The 15,999-nt window shown below is 40.2% G+C and carries 13 protein-coding genes; 6 read left to right on the forward strand and 7 right to left on the reverse strand.

What is annotated here, in order from left to right:
* Positions 1-17: 17 nt before the first annotated feature.
* Positions 18-1,601: a BCCT family transporter gene (locus OA91_RS22245; RefSeq protein WP_063339882.1), complete on the reverse strand. Its 1,584-nt coding sequence runs from the start codon at positions 1,599-1,601 to the stop codon at positions 18-20.
* A gap of 733 nt (positions 1,602-2,334) precedes the next feature.
* Between OA91_RS22245 and OA91_RS22250 the strand changes: the two genes are divergently transcribed.
* Positions 2,335-3,174 carry an AAA family ATPase gene (locus OA91_RS22250; RefSeq protein ID WP_046017761.1) on the forward strand — a complete coding sequence of 280 codons (840 nt, stop codon included), beginning with the start codon at positions 2,335-2,337 and terminating at the stop codon, positions 3,172-3,174.
* A 29-nt stretch (positions 3,175-3,203) separates the two neighbouring features.
* Positions 3,204-4,388 carry a vWA domain-containing protein gene (locus OA91_RS22255; RefSeq protein WP_063339883.1) on the forward strand — a complete coding sequence of 395 codons (1,185 nt, stop codon included), beginning with the start codon at positions 3,204-3,206 and terminating at the stop codon, positions 4,386-4,388.
* Between the two features lie 408 nt (positions 4,389-4,796).
* On the opposite strand, the gene OA91_RS22260 is transcribed toward OA91_RS22255, so the two are convergent.
* From OA91_RS22260 to OA91_RS22275, 4 genes are all read right to left on the reverse strand, one after another.
* Positions 4,797-5,783 carry a GGDEF domain-containing protein gene (locus OA91_RS22260; protein ID WP_063339884.1) on the reverse strand — a complete coding sequence of 329 codons (987 nt, stop codon included), beginning with the start codon at positions 5,781-5,783 and terminating at the stop codon, positions 4,797-4,799.
* Between the two features lie 193 nt (positions 5,784-5,976).
* Positions 5,977-7,689, reverse strand: a complete 1,713-nt coding sequence (locus OA91_RS22265) for a SulP family inorganic anion transporter (RefSeq protein ID WP_063339885.1) — start codon at positions 7,687-7,689, stop codon at positions 5,977-5,979.
* A gap of 219 nt (positions 7,690-7,908) precedes the next feature.
* Positions 7,909-8,406 carry a GNAT family N-acetyltransferase gene (locus OA91_RS22270; protein WP_063339886.1) on the reverse strand — a complete coding sequence of 166 codons (498 nt, stop codon included), beginning with the start codon at positions 8,404-8,406 and terminating at the stop codon, positions 7,909-7,911.
* A gap of 458 nt (positions 8,407-8,864) precedes the next feature.
* Entirely contained in the window at positions 8,865-9,239 is a 375-nt protein-coding gene (locus tag OA91_RS22275) for a YybH family protein (RefSeq protein WP_046017764.1), read from the reverse strand.
* A 123-nt stretch (positions 9,240-9,362) separates the two neighbouring features.
* Between OA91_RS22275 and OA91_RS22280 the strand changes: the two genes are divergently transcribed.
* Entirely contained in the window at positions 9,363-10,277 is a 915-nt protein-coding gene (locus tag OA91_RS22280) for a LysR family transcriptional regulator (RefSeq protein ID WP_231870441.1), read from the forward strand.
* Between the two features lie 8 nt (positions 10,278-10,285).
* Here OA91_RS22280 and OA91_RS22285 read toward each other — a convergent pair whose 3' ends face one another.
* Positions 10,286-11,542 (reverse strand): DEAD/DEAH box helicase, encoded by a 1,257-nt coding sequence (locus tag OA91_RS22285; protein WP_063339888.1) that lies wholly within the window; start codon positions 11,540-11,542, stop codon positions 10,286-10,288.
* Positions 11,543-11,835: 293 nt separating this feature from the next.
* Here OA91_RS22285 and OA91_RS22290 point away from each other — a divergent pair, with 293 nt between their 5' ends.
* Positions 11,836-12,921: an extracellular catalytic domain type 2 short-chain-length polyhydroxyalkanoate depolymerase gene (locus OA91_RS22290; RefSeq protein WP_063339889.1), complete on the forward strand. Its 1,086-nt coding sequence runs from the start codon at positions 11,836-11,838 to the stop codon at positions 12,919-12,921.
* 57 nt (positions 12,922-12,978) lie between these two features.
* Here OA91_RS22290 and OA91_RS22295 read toward each other — a convergent pair whose 3' ends face one another.
* Positions 12,979-13,866 carry a LysR family transcriptional regulator gene (locus tag OA91_RS22295; RefSeq protein ID WP_063339890.1) on the reverse strand — a complete coding sequence of 296 codons (888 nt, stop codon included), beginning with the start codon at positions 13,864-13,866 and terminating at the stop codon, positions 12,979-12,981.
* Between the two features lie 182 nt (positions 13,867-14,048).
* Between OA91_RS22295 and OA91_RS22300 the strand changes: the two genes are divergently transcribed.
* A complete protein-coding gene (locus tag OA91_RS22300) occupies positions 14,049-14,747 on the forward strand; it encodes a histidine phosphatase family protein (protein WP_063339891.1) in 699 nt (232 codons plus the stop codon).
* A gap of 29 nt (positions 14,748-14,776) precedes the next feature.
* On the forward strand, positions 14,777-15,997 hold the full coding sequence (locus OA91_RS22305; protein WP_063339892.1) for an acyl-CoA dehydrogenase family protein: 1,221 nt from the start codon (positions 14,777-14,779) through the stop codon (positions 15,995-15,997).
* The last annotated feature ends 2 nt before the right edge of the window (positions 15,998-15,999 follow it).

Raw genomic sequence — 15,999 nt, forward strand, 5'->3', positions numbered from 1 at the left:
AACATGTTTAAAGCGTATTACTTAACCAGGTGCAAATCAGATTGCAGACCCTTATACAAGCTGACACACATCACCAACATTAACACGGAGAATGGTAAGCCAATTGTAATCGCTGCGGCTTGGATCGCGGATAACGCTTCCGATCCACCACCAATAAGCAAGGCAATTGCGATAATACCTTCTAGAACAGCCCAGAAAACGCGCTGAATCATAGGTGCATCTGTTTTACCCCCTGCTGTAATGCCATCAATAACTAATGAACCAGAGTCAGAAGAGGTAACAAAGAAGACAAGTACTAATACAATACCAACAAATGAGATCAAACCAGTCAGAGGTAAATGCTCAAACATTTGGAACATAGCAAGTGACGCATCAGAAATGCCGTTTGCTAATTCGCCTACACCGTTATTCACTTGATCGATTGCAGAACCACCAAAGATTGCCATCCAGATTAGAGAGACAAACGTAGGTACTAACAATACAGCAACTAAGAATTCACGTACGGTACGGCCGCGAGAAACGCGTGCGATAAACATACCGACAAATGGTGCCCAAGATACCCACCAAGCCCAGTAGAAGACAGTCCAACCATGGTAGAAAGTTTGGTCTTCACGGCCAATCCAGCTACTTAATGGAATAATGTTTTCAACATAGCCTAGGAAGATAGTTCCCATTGAACCAAAAATAGCGCCCGTATTTGCGACAACTAAAACAAACAACGCTAGCGCAGCAGCAATCATAATATTGATGTTACTCAATAATTTAACACCGCCTTCTAACCCTCTAGCAACAGAAACTATTGCCACAGCAGTGACGACTAAAATAACAACAATTTGAGTCGTAAGCGTGTTGGGAACATCAAATAAGAAGTTAAGACCACTGGTTGCCTGTTGAGCACCTAGACCAAGTGATGTTGCCAAACCAAAGATGGTAGCAATTACGGCCAGTACATCAATAAAGTGACCAATCACACCCCATACTTTTTCGCCTAGTAGCGGATAAAAAGCAGAACGTATGGTTAAAGGTAGCCCTTTGTTATATGCAAAAAATGCTAGGGATAAAGCGACAACACCGTAAATAGCCCAAGGGTGAAGACCCCAGTGGAACATGGTTGCACCCATTGCGAGCTGCTCACCACCTGGTGTTCTTGCTTCAACATTCAAAGGTGTGCCATACCAACCGGTATAATAAGCCACTGGCTCAGCAACACTCCAAAACATTAGGCCTATGCCCATACCCGCTGCAAATAACATGGAAAACCATGTCAGAGTTGAGTGCTCAGGTTTTGCTTCTGTGCCCCCTAAACGGATTTTACTCACTGGTAATACAATTAATGCTAAGCAGAATAATACAAAAATATTACCACTTATCATAAACAGCCAATCAAAGTTATTAATTGACCACCCTCTAGCACCGACTAATATTTCTTTCGCATCAGCGGGAAATAAAATGGTACCTAAAATAAAAGCAAAAATAATAAACGCACTGCTCATGAATACAGGGTTAAGGAAATCCAACCCCATCACTTGCACATTGTCCTGACCTACTTTATACGCCGTACTATACTCTGCTCTACCATTACTGGATTCTTTCAGCTTCATTTTGTTGGCTTCCTATTAATTATAATTATATGTTGCACTAGAAAGTATTATAAAATTAACCTAGCGCAATTGTTCTTTTAACGTCACCGAATGTCCCTTGGTAGTCCAACATTAGTGATTTAGGCTCTCTATTTAGTGTGTCGAAATATGCAATTTAATACCTATTAGCATTTAGTGAAACTAAATAGCCTTTCATTAAGATTTAACTCTATTTTTAAGAGAAGAAACTTTGATAGATATTAAAGACATGAGGTTACGACACCTTAATAGTCGTTTCACCTGAAGCTAAGTGTATCATTTATCAGGCTTTATAAGGAGTTTGAATCTTCTATAAAGAATGTATATGAGGTTTGATTAAATAATAGGCATAAAAAAACCCAGAGCATAAATGCTCTGGGTTTGCTTGAAACAAATTGTATAAGCAAAAGGGAATTTAAAACAAAGAGAAATCAAGTAAAAAGTTGCTTCACTTAATATAGGATTATTATAAAAAAATAATGCCAGACTTAATAGAAGTTGACCGGTCGTTCCAACTTCTAATCTCTTTATTTGCACATTCGTTCAGTTTTTCAACTTAGCCAATTCAGCCAAATAACAATTTCAAATATCTACCCTTCAAAATATGCATTATTGGTATTTCATAACTTTTGTGGGATGATTCTGTTTAAATAAAATCACTTACACTTATTGTTAGCCTAGCTAACTAGGTGAGCTAATACATTAGGGGTTATCCGTGAAATTTGAAGGTACTAAAAACTACGTTGCCAGCGAGTCTCTTAAACTGGCAGTTCATGCAGCCATGTTGCTAGAAAAACCACTTTTGATCAAAGGTGAGCCAGGCACAGGTAAAACCATGTTGGCCCAAGAGCTGGCAGATTCTCTTGGCACAGAATTGATTCAGTGGCATATCAAGTCAACAACTAAAGCCCAACAAGGCTTATACGAATATGATGCGGTATCTCGCCTTAGAGATAGCCAGCTCGGCGACGAAAAAGTCCATGACATCGCCAACTATATTGTTAAGGGAAAAATGTGGCAGTCATTTGATGCTGACGTACGCCCAGTACTGCTTATCGATGAGATAGATAAAGCTGACATTGAATTTCCAAACGACTTACTACTTGAGTTAGATAAGATGGAATTCCATGTGTACGAAACTCAAGAAAGAATCGTAGCCAAGCAAAGACCTATTGTTATCATTACATCGAACAATGAAAAAGAACTACCTGACGCCTTTTTAAGACGCTGCTTTTTCCACTATATCGACTTTCCAAATAAAGACGAAATGCAGCAAATTATAGAAGTACACCACCCTCATATTAAGCAAGATCTACTAACAACGGCTTTAGAAGTTTTTTTCCAATTACGTGAACTACCACATTTAAAGAAAAAGCCTTCCACTAGTGAGTTGCTCGATTGGCTAAAACTACTCATCGCCGAAGATATCGAACCAGAAGTACTTAGAGATAAAAGCAATAAAGGTGGTTTAGTTCCTCTCTTTGGTGCCCTACTTAAAAATGAGCAAGATGTCAGCCTGCTACAGAAACTCGCCTTTATGAGTAAACGTCGTTAGTTAATGCCTCATGTGGGAGATATTGCATCATGCTGATTGAATTCTTTTTAACACTGCGAAAATACCGGCTAAAAACCAGTATTCGTGAATTGTTAGATCTCATTAATGCACTCAAAAATCAGGCTATCTTCGCGGATATTGATGCCTTTTACTTTTTGGCCAGAACCGTCTTAGTCAAAGATGAAACTCAATACGATAGATTTGATAAAGCCTTTGCTGACTATTTTAGCGGCATTCAAGACTTAGATGTTCTCTCTGCTCTAAAACAGGCTTATCAAATTCCTGAAGATTGGCTTAGAAAAGAGTTCGAGAAAAACTTAAGTCCAGAAGAAAAGGCCCAAATTGAAGCCATGGGCGGCCTAGATAAGCTGATGGAAACCCTGAAAAAGCGTTTTGAAGAACAAAAGGAACGCCATGCAGGTGGCAGTAAGTGGATAGGGACAGGCGGCACCTCTCCTTTTGGATCTGGTGGCTACAACCCAGAAGGGGTTCGTATTGGCGAAGATCAGCCAAGACAAAGAAAAGCGGTAAAAGTCTGGCAACAAAGGCAATACAAAAACTTGGATGCGAATACAGAAATCAGTAGTCGCACTATGAAACTAGCCCTTAAGAAACTACGACGTTTTGCCCGTACTGGTGCCAGTGAAAAGCTCGATTTAAACGGCACCATTAGTGCGACAGCAAAACAAGGCGGAATGCTTGATGTTCATATGGAGCCAGAGCGGCATAATGCGGTAAAAGTATTAATGTTTTTTGATATTGGTGGATCAATGGATGATTACATTAAAACCTGTGAGGAGCTTTTCAGCGCAGCCCATAGCGAATTTAAGCACCTTTCCTTTTTTTATTTCCATAATTGTTTGTACGAGCATGTCTGGGAAGGCAACATTAGACGCCGCAGTGAATCAATCGATACCATGAGTTTAATTAATCGCTTTGGCCGCGACTATAAAGTGATCTTTGTAGGCGATGCCACTATGGGGCCCTATGAAATTGATGCGCCAGGCGGCAGTGTGGAACATTGGAATCAGGAATCTGGCTCCAGTTGGCTTAATAAGATAACCAATCATTTTGATAATGTGGTTTGGCTAAACCCACAACCTGAAGAGCATTGGTCATATCATTATTCGATTGGCATGATGAAGTCTTTGATGAAGGATAAAATGTACCCTTTAACCTTGGATGGCATTGGCCGCGCCATAAAAGAGCTTTAGACTTAACGTTTTAGTAGGCTAGGAATATAGCTTATTCCTAGCCTTTCTATTGTGAGCTAAGTTTAAGGAAGCTGCGAATAAGTCCTCCCGCCTCAGCGTGTGGATAAAAGCGGCTAGATTTATGGCGAGGAGCGCAACTTAATAGTTATTCTATTGATAAGGTTCTCAACATAAAGATAGGGCTTTTAGACCACGCCCTTCGGGTCTTTGAATAATACCTAAACGGCATTTCAGAAAAAGTAACACCCTGTGTTGTCACTTCTCGAAAGGTACCTACACTTGTTTTCTATTAGTAAACGTAAAGTAACGCCTTGTGTGATATTTTTTCTCATATACCTTAGAAGAGCAGACTGAGAAGAGGTGAATTAATCGCAGGTTCCTTAAGCAATTATCAGTACACCTCCTTAATTAACCTTGGCTTATTTCAAGGCAATTTTTCCCTTTCGATTTTGCTTTGTATAAGTTCTCGTCAGCAATTTTAATATAGGTCTCTATATCATTGTCACCCACTCTTGGTACGGCAAAATAAGCGCCTATGCTTAAACTGATTTGGGGTACGCCTTCATCTTTTGGCTGTACTCGCTTTTCATTTAACAGCTTAGTTTTTAGCTTTAAAGCCGTCTCTTCCAACTTAATAATGTCTATATCGACGATATAAACAATAAACTCATCACCCCCAAACCTTGCAACGACATCTGTCTTACGATTAAAAATAGATCGTATGCACTTGGCTATCATCATAAGGCACTCATCTCCCTTAAGATGACCATAATAATCGTTATAGTCTTTAAAGTTGTCAGCATCTATCATCAATATCCCAATAGGATATTGCTCTCGCTGAGCTTGAACATAACCTTGCTTAAATAACGCCATGAAATAACGACGATTAAATAAGGTAGTGACTGCATCCTTTTCGCTTAGATGTTTAAACTTGCTTTTTTGCTGCTCTATTTTTAAACGCTGAGCTTCAATTTCACTAATATCTTCAATGATGCCAAAGATTAATGACACGCTACCGTCTTCCTCATAGTCGAGTACCCGAGCACGACTTTTAAAATAACTATTCTCTTTAAGCGTATGATTATAATAAGGAAACTGATTGTTATATTCGCTGATTTCTTGGTTTAGTAACTGTCGATATTCTGTGAAAATTAATTTAGCCTGACGTCCCGACTTTAATTCAACATTCCTGATAAAGTCACCTGCGATAGGACAGGTCTCACTCACAGAGTGCTTTTCTAAGTTAGAATCCAGTGAAAAGGCTTGCGCCATAGTGTGGTTGCAATAGAAGGAGTCTGGGTCCTCTCTTACATCAATCAACCACCAACTCAGACCTTGAAAGTTTAGCAGTTGATTTAGTTGCTCTAAGTACGAATCTACTCGCGGATTAGGCATCTAATTAAACCTTACTAATTAGCGTTAATGCCTCATACAAACCGATATTATCCCTTAAAATGTACGAAACTATGGGGCCCTCGATCATCAAGTTGAAAGCGACTTACTTGTTTGAAGTGTAGCCGCTTATACCTGTTTTTGCCCTTTACTAAAGAAAAGGTAAAGAAGAGACAGCTAATGCTAACCTAGGTTATTAGGCTAGCTGTTTAAAGGCATCATCCGTGGTAAAAAAGATTTGCCCTGGCTTTAGCTGCTCAATAAAGCTGGTCTGATTTAGTTGGTCCATCACGGGCCCTTTCACCTCGGCTAGATGCAAGTTTATCCCTAAATCTTCCAGTTTGGTTTTCATAGCCTCAAACGCATCCAAAGCTGTGGTATCAATAAAGCTCACCGAACTAAAGATCAAAACAATATGCTGTATTTCAGAGGCTAGATTAATCTGGGTAAAGATATAATCTTCGATACATTGCACATTCGAGAAGTAAATACTCTCATCTACTCTGATTGCCAGAATACCCTGCTCAGTATTCACTTGATGACGTTTGATATTTCTAAAATGCTCACTGTTACCTACCCTACCAACAACCGCCATATGTGGGTGGCTCGCGCGATACACAACCAACATAACTGAACCCAAAATACCCACTGTAATACCAATCTCGATCCCAAAGACTAAAACAGTAAAAAATGTCGCGACCAAGCTATAAGCATCGGTACGGTTTACTCGCCAGCATCGCTTAAGTTGTTCAACTTCGATCATGGAAGCCACAGACATAACAACAATTGCGCCAAGAACAGCGAGTGGCAAATAATAAAAGAAGGGAGTTAAAAATAATAAGGTAATGAGTACACCTAAAGCACACACAATACTGGCCAGGGTAGTTTGAGCTCCCGCACTATGGTTAACCGCAGAACGGCTCATACTCGCAGCAAGGGCAAATGTGCCACTAAACGCCGCCATCAGGTTTGCCGCACCAAGCGCTAACAATTCCTGATTAGCATTGATACGTTCTTTGCGTTTATTCGCCAAGGTTGTCCCGACACTGATACTTGTCACAAAGCACATAAGCGCAATCAACAATGAAGGTAAAGCCAGCTCCTGCCATAAACTCACATCTAGCTGAAACACTTGCAGAGAAGGGAACCCTTCTGGAATCGCACCAACTACCTTAACTTGGTGTAAATCATTCAGTTGGCCAAAAAATACAATATAAGCAAAGACCAATACGATAAACATAGGGCCAGCTTTTGCGAGCGCTTGTTCAAGCAAGGCATTTAAACCTAAGCGCTTTAACTGACCCGGAAATAGTTTTTTGAAATACCAAAGACCAATACAGGCGCCTATCCCTATGCTCAGTGTCGTGTAATTAATGATAGATACTTGATCGAATAGGACCTTAAGCGTTTCAGCAAAATTTAGTCCTGTTGGAACAGAAACGCCTAGCAGGTGCTTAAGTTGACTCGTTAAGATGATGATGGCAGAAGCGCTAGTAAAGCCACTTATCACAGGCAGACTAATAAAGTTGGTCATGCTACCTAGCCTTAATAAGCGCATTAACAACAAAAAAGCCCCCACAAGAAAGGAAATATTAATGGCATAAATAAGATACATCTGGCCAGTTTCTGGTGCTAATGCGCCAACACTGGAGGCAACCATGATAGAGATAAGTGCGGCAGGCCCTACAGATAAGCTGCGGCTACTGCCTAAAATGGCATAGAAGAAAGACGGTAAAATAGCACAATACAAACCATACTCAGCAGGTACCCCAGCTAGCAAAGCATACGCCATACCTTGCGGTACCATTATGATGGTAGCAATTAAGCCAGCGATAAAGTCACTGACGAAGTCTTGCTTTTGATACGATTTAAACCAAAAGGCTAAAGGCAATTTATCTAGGTATAACATGGCTATCTTCTATGTATTTGAATGTCTTTGTCTTCCACCTTCTTTCCTGAAGGTAGCTTCCTCTAAATTCAAAATATCATATATAAAGGTTAAATCTCGACACTTATTCCAAAAATGAATATTGATATTACCAATTGAGCTTATACAATTTTCTAATATAAACTTTTATCTTTCCATAAAAAAAGGAGCCTCACTGGCTCCTTTTAAGATGACGGGTTGCTAGACTCGACTATATGACCACCTTTCAATCCCTTTAAGGCTTAATAGCTTGTCTTGGTTTAATACAAAGCCAATCTTTTCAGCCACTTTTTTTGAAGCGATATTATCTTCGGGAATTAAAGCCAGAATTTTATTTAGTTCATGACCCGCCTGACTCGCATAAGAAAAGGCTCGTTCTAATAATTGCTTTACGGCTTCCTCTGCTACACCAAGATTTTGATAGGAGGGAGAGACATGACAACTAATATCCACTTCACCACCTTCTGGCTCAGAGTTAAAACCACAGGCTCCAATCACGCAGCCCGAGCTGTCTTTCATAAAATAAGGCATGGACCAAAATAATGCTTTACCCTCTTCACTTAAGGCAATTGACCTTGAAAAAACATGATTAGGAGGTAAGGCTTCTTCAGCAAAAGTATACTGGCTTTGAGAAACATCCCTTTGCGGGAATAAGGTAGCAAGTTCAACAAGAGATAACTGTTGTAAAGAAAATTCCATTTAATACACTCCAATATCCAATTAAACAAGGCAGTGATAACAACTGGCAGCGAGAAGCTTAGACATGATTGAATTTTTTCGTCTCTCATCCAGTAAGCTTTTGTCCAATTAATAACCATCTCATAAAGTTTTTTTATGATCAATGATTCTAATGTAATACATTGATACCGCTGGAAACTTTTACCAAACGCTGAGACGGGAGGACTTATTCATAGACTCCCTAGAGAACCTGCGATTAAGTCAATTTGGGAGCTATATTAGCAATATAAAAAAATATTAAAAGTGCGCTAAATTAAGCTTTTTTACAGTATCAATTTTTAAGCAAATTAGGCTCATGGCTTAGCTTAATAACTCGTTTTACCTTAATTTATTCGTTCATCTATAAACAAAAAAAGCCGCAATTTCTTGCGGCTTTTTATTCATTTTTTGCTAAGCATGATACTTATCAAAACTAGCGATTAGCGCTCACCTAGTATTTCAAATACATCGCTCACCAGTCTTGCTTTACCATCAGCTTGTATTTGCCAATGCTCTCTATGCACTGCTCCAAAAGCTTTATTCATGGTCCAGTTAGAGCTTAAGATATAGCCATCTTCTCCTTCAGCTACCCAGTTTACATCTGAATAATCTACATCTTTAAAACCTTGGTCCATGATATTTTGCCAAAATGCTTGGATCTCAGAGCGACCAGTAAAAGTTCCCATAGGTCTCGCTTCCATACTCGCATCTTCACAATACTGAGCGGCACAACCTGCTGCATCTTGGTTATTAAACGCTACTTGCCAAGCCGCGATACCTGCTTTACATGTTTCTAAAACGTTTGAATCAGACATTATTTACACCTCTGTTATATGTTTTGAAGTACTTTACCCTTGCTATTACCAGCAAAAAACAGAAGAATCAGAAATAACTGTAAACTTAAACAGAACAATTAAAATATGAACAAAGCTAAATATATGACCCTTTTTATGCATATAGTGTCATCGGGGAGCATCACTAAAGCGGCAGAGAAGTTAGACGTATCTAAGTCTGTGGTTAGCCACCAGCTTAAACTCTTAGAACAAGAGCTAGGCGTAACCTTATTAAAGCGCACCACGAGAAAACAGCATCTCACCGCTGCTGGAGAGGCCTTTTATCAAGACTGTTGCGAGCTAAATAAGATAACTGAATCAGCTTGGCTACAAGCTAAAGAAGCGCAAGAGGAGCCAAAAGGCAAATTGAAAATCAGTGCGCCTCACGCATTAATGAATACCTTGATTATTCCAGCATTAGCCGAAACGTTTAGAGGGAATACAAAACTCAATTTAGAGCTTATCAGTAGTGATACCCATCAAGATCTCATGCAAGAAGATATCGATTTAACGATTCGAATTGGCCTGTCAGATGCGAGTAACTTAAAGCAAAAGCGCCTTGGTAGCTTTCGTGACCAAGTATGCCAATCAAGACTATTTCCAATATTAGACAGCATTACTTTAAAAGGCTCATCTGAAACTAGTTTTAGCTCCAACATGCCTATATCTGAGACAATTGAGCGAGCGCCTTACATTGCAAACTCATGGCAAGGTAAAGAAATTACACATGAGTTTTCATCTAAGATAAGCCTCAAAAAGCAGCATCTTACGTTTCATCAAACCCATCAGGCAAATAACCTGCAATCTTGTATTGAGTTAATTGAGCAAGGTTTTGGTATCGGCATAGTGCCTGACTTCATTTGTCGTAAACACATCAAGACACTTATGCCAGTATTGGAAGATTGTGAGTTAGCTGAAAATCCGATTTACGCCTTACACCCTTATCAAGGTATCACTCCTATCGCGGTACAAATGGCGATTACTCAGATTGAAAAAGCCTTAGGAAACTTATCATCCTAAAATTAAAACTAGCGCCTTCTAGGGCGTTTATTTTTAGCTTTAGGTTTAATACCCAAGGCTTGGTTACGTTTTTCCTTATTAGATAATGGTCTTTTATTTGACTTAGATTCAGGCTTATCAAGGTCAGGCTCAAAACCTGGGAACCATTGAGACGCAAGTGGCGTATCCAGAAGCTTTTCTATGTCTTTCAATAAATAGTTTTCTTTCTCAGTCAGTAAACTGACGGCTAACCCAGATTGCCCAGCACGTCCTGTTCGCCCAATACGGTGAATATAATCTTCTGCGTTATAGGGCAACTCGTGGTTTATCACATAGGATAAAGCCTCAATATCTAATCCACGGGCAGCCACATCGGTTGCAACCAAAGCTCTTAACTCACCTGCCTTAAAGGCGGCAAGCACTCTATCTCTCGCACCTTGAGATTTATCCCCATGAATTGCCTGAGTGTCGATACCATCTTTTTTCATTTCTTTTGCAAGACGATCCGCCCCTTCTTTAGTACGAGTAAAGATAAGGACTTGTTGCCAGTTCTTTGAACCGATCAAATAAGAAATTAAGCCACTTTTTTTCTCTTTATCGACTGCATAGAAAGTCTGCTCAACTTGCTCTGCACTGGTATTTCTTTGATCAACTTCAATTAATACAGGATCTCGCAGTAAGGTTTTGCTTAATTTGAAAATAGCATCATCAAAAGTAGCCGAGAAAAAAAGCGTCTGCTTTTGCTGAGGTAAGCGCTTTAAAATACGTTGAATATCTATGATAAAGCCCATATCCAGCATACGATCCGCTTCATCTAACACCAAGGTTTTTAATTGGCTCACATCAACCAAGTCTTTCATAACAAGTTCAAGTAAACGTCCAGGCGTTGCCACAAGCACATCGACCCCTTGTTTAATCTCGTCTATTTGCGGATTGATACTGGCACCACCATAGGCAGCAACACTTCTTAAAGGTAATGCTTGGCCATAATCACAAAAACTTTTATAAACTTGTTGGGCAAGTTCTCGAGTTGGCGTCAGAACTAATACTGATACTTGGTTGTTGGGCACAGGGTTTTCTATTTGATGTATTTCATACAATCTATGTAAAAGAGGAAGTGCAAAAGCCGCTGTTTTACCTGTCCCTGTTTGTGCACCAGCCATGACATCTTTATTGGCAAGCACAGCTGGAATCGCCTCAAGCTGAATGGGTGTTGGGGTTTGATAACCCAATAATTCAACCTGTTCCAATAATAAAGAATGCAAACCTAAAGACGTAAAACTCATGATATTCACTTTACCTAACTAACCAATTAAAAACGCGGCAAGTGTAACACTAACTCTGACAACATGGTCTTTCGTATCCTATCAATTTAACTCTTTAAAAAGCCCCTTTAGCAGCTTTAGCACCAAATGCCAGTTTCATTGAAAATACTTGATATCAAGCAAGCCGAAGGGGTTATAGCGCATAATTTCACCAAAATGTCTTATAACACTTCTATAGTCACATTAGTAAAATCGAATATTGCATGATGCAAACAATTATCCAAACCAGATAGGAATGATAACAAGGACTGTTTATGACAATGTTTAAACGATTGGTTTCGATCTCTCTCGCTTTAACCCTATTCATCTTAGGATCACTGAGCTTTGCCAGCGACGAGTTACCCAGACTTAACGCTATCAAAAACCAGAGCTCAATTTCAGGCTTATCCTCAGGTGCTTTTATGGCAACTCAATATCATATTGCCTACTCACAAGACTTGGTTGGTGTTGCGGCTGTCGCAGGTGGGCCATGGCAATGTGCAGCAAGTAATCCCCTAAACCCTAATCCGCTTTCCACTGCAACAAGCACCTGCACCTGCCTAAAAGGCTTACCCTGCCCTTATCTTGGGGCACCTTTCCCTGATGTGAGTGAAATATACAATCTGGCCAAAGCGGCCGAAGAAGCAGGCAGCATAGATAAGTTAGAAAATGTATTAGATGACAAAATCTATCTATTTTCTGGCAAACAAGACAAAACTGTACTGACACCCGTTGTAGACAGCGCTAATGATTTTTATCAAACATTAGGTATCTCTGACGAACAGATCTTATATGACAACCAAGTTGATGCAGGCCATGCTTTTATTACCAATCAAGAAGTTGATTTAGATTGTCCATTGAGCCAAACGCCTTTTATCAATGACTGCCAGTACCGTCAGGCAAGAATTCTCCTTGAGCAGATTTATGGCGATTTAGATGAGTCGACACCTTACAAAACAGATAACCTGATTAAATTTGAGCAAAAGCCCTTTGTCCCCCAATATCGATTTAATATCAGCAGTATGAACTCAGAGGCTTATGTTTATATACCAACAGATTGCCAACAAGATGCTACCCAGTGCCGTGTACATGTGGCACTACATGGCTGTGAGCAAGGCATACAAAGCTTAGATGATAGGTATGTCACTGGCACTGGCTATCTGGACGTTGCCGAAGCAAACCAGCTTATTGTGCTCTTTCCTCAGGTGGATAAATCCTCTTTCATTCCTTACAACCCAAAAGGTTGCTGGGACTTTTGGGGCTATACCAATAATAGCTGGCCACCTTATACCTACTACACAAAAGAGGCGATTCAAATGCAGGCAATTAAAGCCATGTTAGACCACCTAACTTCAGGCTAATAAACAGCCTAACCAATACAAACCCAGCGAGCTTTAAAGCCTGTTTAATTACTGGCTTTATAGCTCAAGTCCTAAAATTAATTCTCTTAACCATAGATTTGCTTGGTCCTGATCCGCACTTTTATGCCAATAGATATTCCAATCAAGAGCGGGTAAAGAGTAAGGCAACTCTAAAATTTTAAGATCGTAGCTTTGCGCCATACTAATTGGCACCGTCAGCGCCATATCCGTTTGCGCAACCAATAAAGGGGCAACTTGATAGTGTTGAACCCGCATCTTTATTTTACGTTGCCGGCCTAAACGGTTAAGACCTATATCTTCATAACCACGCCCTTTTCGCCTTGATGATACCTGCAGGTGATCTAAAGCAAGGTATTCATCTAAGCTAATGGTATCCCCAATTTTCGGATGATCTCGCCTAACAGCACAAGCATACCTTTGTTTTAGCAGTGCTTGAGTTTGCATCTGACCAACAGCAACAAAAGGTGCATCCAGTGCTATGTCTAAGCTTCCCGCTGCCAACTCTCTTTCAATTTCCTCTCTTGGCACATAACAGCACTCAATACCCGCTTTAGGTGCTAATTCTTGTAAAAGGCTTAAAAGCTTGGGCATTATCATGGCTTCGGCCATATCATTCATGCTTAAGCGAAAGGTTTTCTCAGATTGAAAAGGGTCGAATATCTGGCCTTCTTGCAGGCTTGTTGCCATAAGTTGTAAAGCGCTTTGTATACCGACAACAATATTTTCAGCTAAAGGTGTGGGCACCATCCCCTTTCCTGTCCTTACAAATAAAGCATCATCATAGATCAGCCTTAACCTAGCTAAAGCATTACTTACTGCTGGTTGAGTGATACATAAAACCTCAGCGGCTCGGGTCAAGTTCCCTTGCATATAAATGGCATCGAACACCACAAAAAGATTCAAATCCACTTTATTGAGTCGCATTTTATGTCCTTAGCTAGCCCGAAAAAGAGTATATCTTTGCATTCATTAAACAGAATAATGCCACAGCATTATAACCATTGTGTATTTTACTTTATTCATATAATAAATTTTTAAAATAATACTCAGACGCTTATGCTCGTTTCTAACCTATTAAATTTTCGTGGGAAGATAAGGATAAACGAATGGGACGTTGGTATTTCATCCGTCATGGACAAGCCAGTTTAGGGTCAAAGAATTATGACCAGTTATCTGAACTGGGCATGACTCAAGCACGCCTATTAGGTGAGTACTTTAAGACTCATGAGATACATTTTGATCAGGTAATTTGCGGTAGCCAAGTACGCCATAAACAAACGGCTCATGCCTTCTTATCTGGATATCAATCTCAAATTGACACCTCTAGCTTCACCATAATGAAAGAATTTAATGAGTTTAATTTTGAAGCCATCATTAAGGCTTACCTTAACCAGCACCCTGATAAACAAAAAGATAAGTATTCAGATAAGGCGCTTTTTCACTTGCTAAAAGCAAGCCTTCTAAGCTGGAGCCAAGACACACTTATTAATAATGAAGCTAACAGTAAAGCGCTAGAAGAATCTTGGAGTCAGTTTCAACACAGGGTCAAAAACGGATTAATAAAACTCCAATCAGATTTTCAGCAAAAAGATTCGCTGATTTTCACCTCTGGTGGCCCGATTGCTCAGGTCGTAAGCCAAATATTAAACATACCTGCAAGCAATTGCATTGAGCTCAATTTAAGCATTCAAAATACCGCTATCACTCAGTGTGTCTGCCAACAAGACAAGATTTATTTAGATAATTTTAACCATTTACCTCACTTGCAATCCCCCGATACCCATACCTTACGTAGTTTCAGTTAGTTTGCTTAATTTTGAAAAAGGAGATGACCATGGATTTTGAATACAGCCCTAAAGTTCAAACCCTCATACAAGAAGTAAAAGACTTTATGGATGAGCATATCTACCCTAATGATGCTCGCTTTCATCAGGAGGTGAACGAAAACCCATGGCAAACGCCCAACATTCTGCAAGAGCTGAAAAGCAAAGCTAAAGCTCAAGGACTTTGGAACCTTTTCCTCCCTCTAAGCTATGGCAGCCATAGCCCAGGATTAACTAATCTAGAATACGCCCCTTTAGCGGAAGAAATGGGTAAGGTCATGTGGGCTCCCGAAGTGTTTAACTGTGCGGCACCTGACACAGGAAATATGGAAGTCCTGGCTAAATACGCAAATGAGGCACAACAAAAACAATGGCTTGAACCATTATTAGCGGGTGAAATCCGCTCTGCCTTTGCCATGACAGAGCCTGAAGTCGCCTCCTCAGATGCGACCAATATCGAAACCCGTATTTTACGAGATGGTAAAGATTATCTGATCAATGGTCGTAAGTTTTACATCAGTGGCGCCTGTCGTGATTCCTGTGAATTATTAATCGTAATGGGCAAGACTGACCCAGATAACCCTAACCGACATCAACAACAATCTCAGATATTGGTCCCGACAAATACTCCTGGCGTCACTATCGTTAGACCCATGAAGGTCTTTGGTTATGACGATGCCCCAGAAGGCCATGCTGAAATCATTTTTGACAATGTAAGAGTCCCCATTGAAAACCTTATTTTAGGGGAAGGCCGTGGTTTTGAAATTGCTCAAGGACGGCTAGGTCCTGGCCGTATTCATCATTGTATGCGCTCCGTTGGAGCGGCCCAAAGAGCACTAGATCTTATGTGCAAAAGAGCCAATGAACGTGTTGCATTTGGAAAACCTTTATCTAAACAGCAATCTGTGCGTGAAGACATTGCCAAGTCAGCCTGTGAAATAGAACAGGTAAGACTACTGACCTTAAAAGCGGCTCAAAAAATGGACACTGTCGGCAACAAGGCGGCAAAAGATCTCATTTCCATGATCAAGATAGTTGCTCCTAATATGGCGCTAGCTGTTATTGATAGAGCGATTCAAGTACATGGTGCTGCAGGTGTCGGTCAAGATCACTTCCTTGCTCATATGTATGCAGGACAACGTTGCTTACGCCTTGCAGATGGGCCAGATCAAGTTCATATGATGCAGCTAGGTCGCAACCTTGCTCAGCAAGCCCTAGCGAATGAGGATTAATC

The sequence above is a fragment of the Marinomonas sp. SBI8L genome, from assembly GCF_001624705.1.
Lineage (GTDB): Bacteria > Pseudomonadota > Gammaproteobacteria > Pseudomonadales > Marinomonadaceae > Marinomonas.

Bases quoted from the DNA above. Each gene is read 5' to 3' on its own strand.
- OA91_RS22245 (WP_063339882.1), bottom strand. From the start codon at position 1,601: ATGAAGCTGAAAGAATCCAGTAATGGTAGAGCAGAGTATAGTACGGCG.
- OA91_RS22255 (WP_063339883.1), top strand. From the start codon at position 3,204: ATGCTGATTGAATTCTTTTTAACACTGCGAAAATACCGGCTAAAAACC.
- OA91_RS22260 (WP_063339884.1), bottom strand. From the start codon at position 5,783: ATGCCTAATCCGCGAGTAGATTCGTACTTAGAGCAACTAAATCAACTG.
- OA91_RS22265 (WP_063339885.1), bottom strand. From the start codon at position 7,689: ATGTTATACCTAGATAAATTGCCTTTAGCCTTTTGGTTTAAATCGTAT.
- OA91_RS22270 (WP_063339886.1), bottom strand. From the start codon at position 8,406: ATGGAATTTTCTTTACAACAGTTATCTCTTGTTGAACTTGCTACCTTA.
- OA91_RS22275 (WP_046017764.1), bottom strand. From the start codon at position 9,239: ATGTCTGATTCAAACGTTTTAGAAACATGTAAAGCAGGTATCGCGGCT.
- OA91_RS22280 (WP_231870441.1), top strand. From the start codon at position 9,363: ATGACCCTTTTTATGCATATAGTGTCATCGGGGAGCATCACTAAAGCG.
- OA91_RS22285 (WP_063339888.1), bottom strand. From the start codon at position 11,542: ATGAGTTTTACGTCTTTAGGTTTGCATTCTTTATTATTGGAACAGGTT.
- OA91_RS22290 (WP_063339889.1), top strand. From the start codon at position 11,836: ATGACAATGTTTAAACGATTGGTTTCGATCTCTCTCGCTTTAACCCTA.
- OA91_RS22295 (WP_063339890.1), bottom strand. From the start codon at position 13,866: ATGCGACTCAATAAAGTGGATTTGAATCTTTTTGTGGTGTTCGATGCC.
- OA91_RS22300 (WP_063339891.1), top strand. From the start codon at position 14,049: ATGGGACGTTGGTATTTCATCCGTCATGGACAAGCCAGTTTAGGGTCA.
- OA91_RS22305 (WP_063339892.1), top strand. From the start codon at position 14,777: ATGGATTTTGAATACAGCCCTAAAGTTCAAACCCTCATACAAGAAGTA.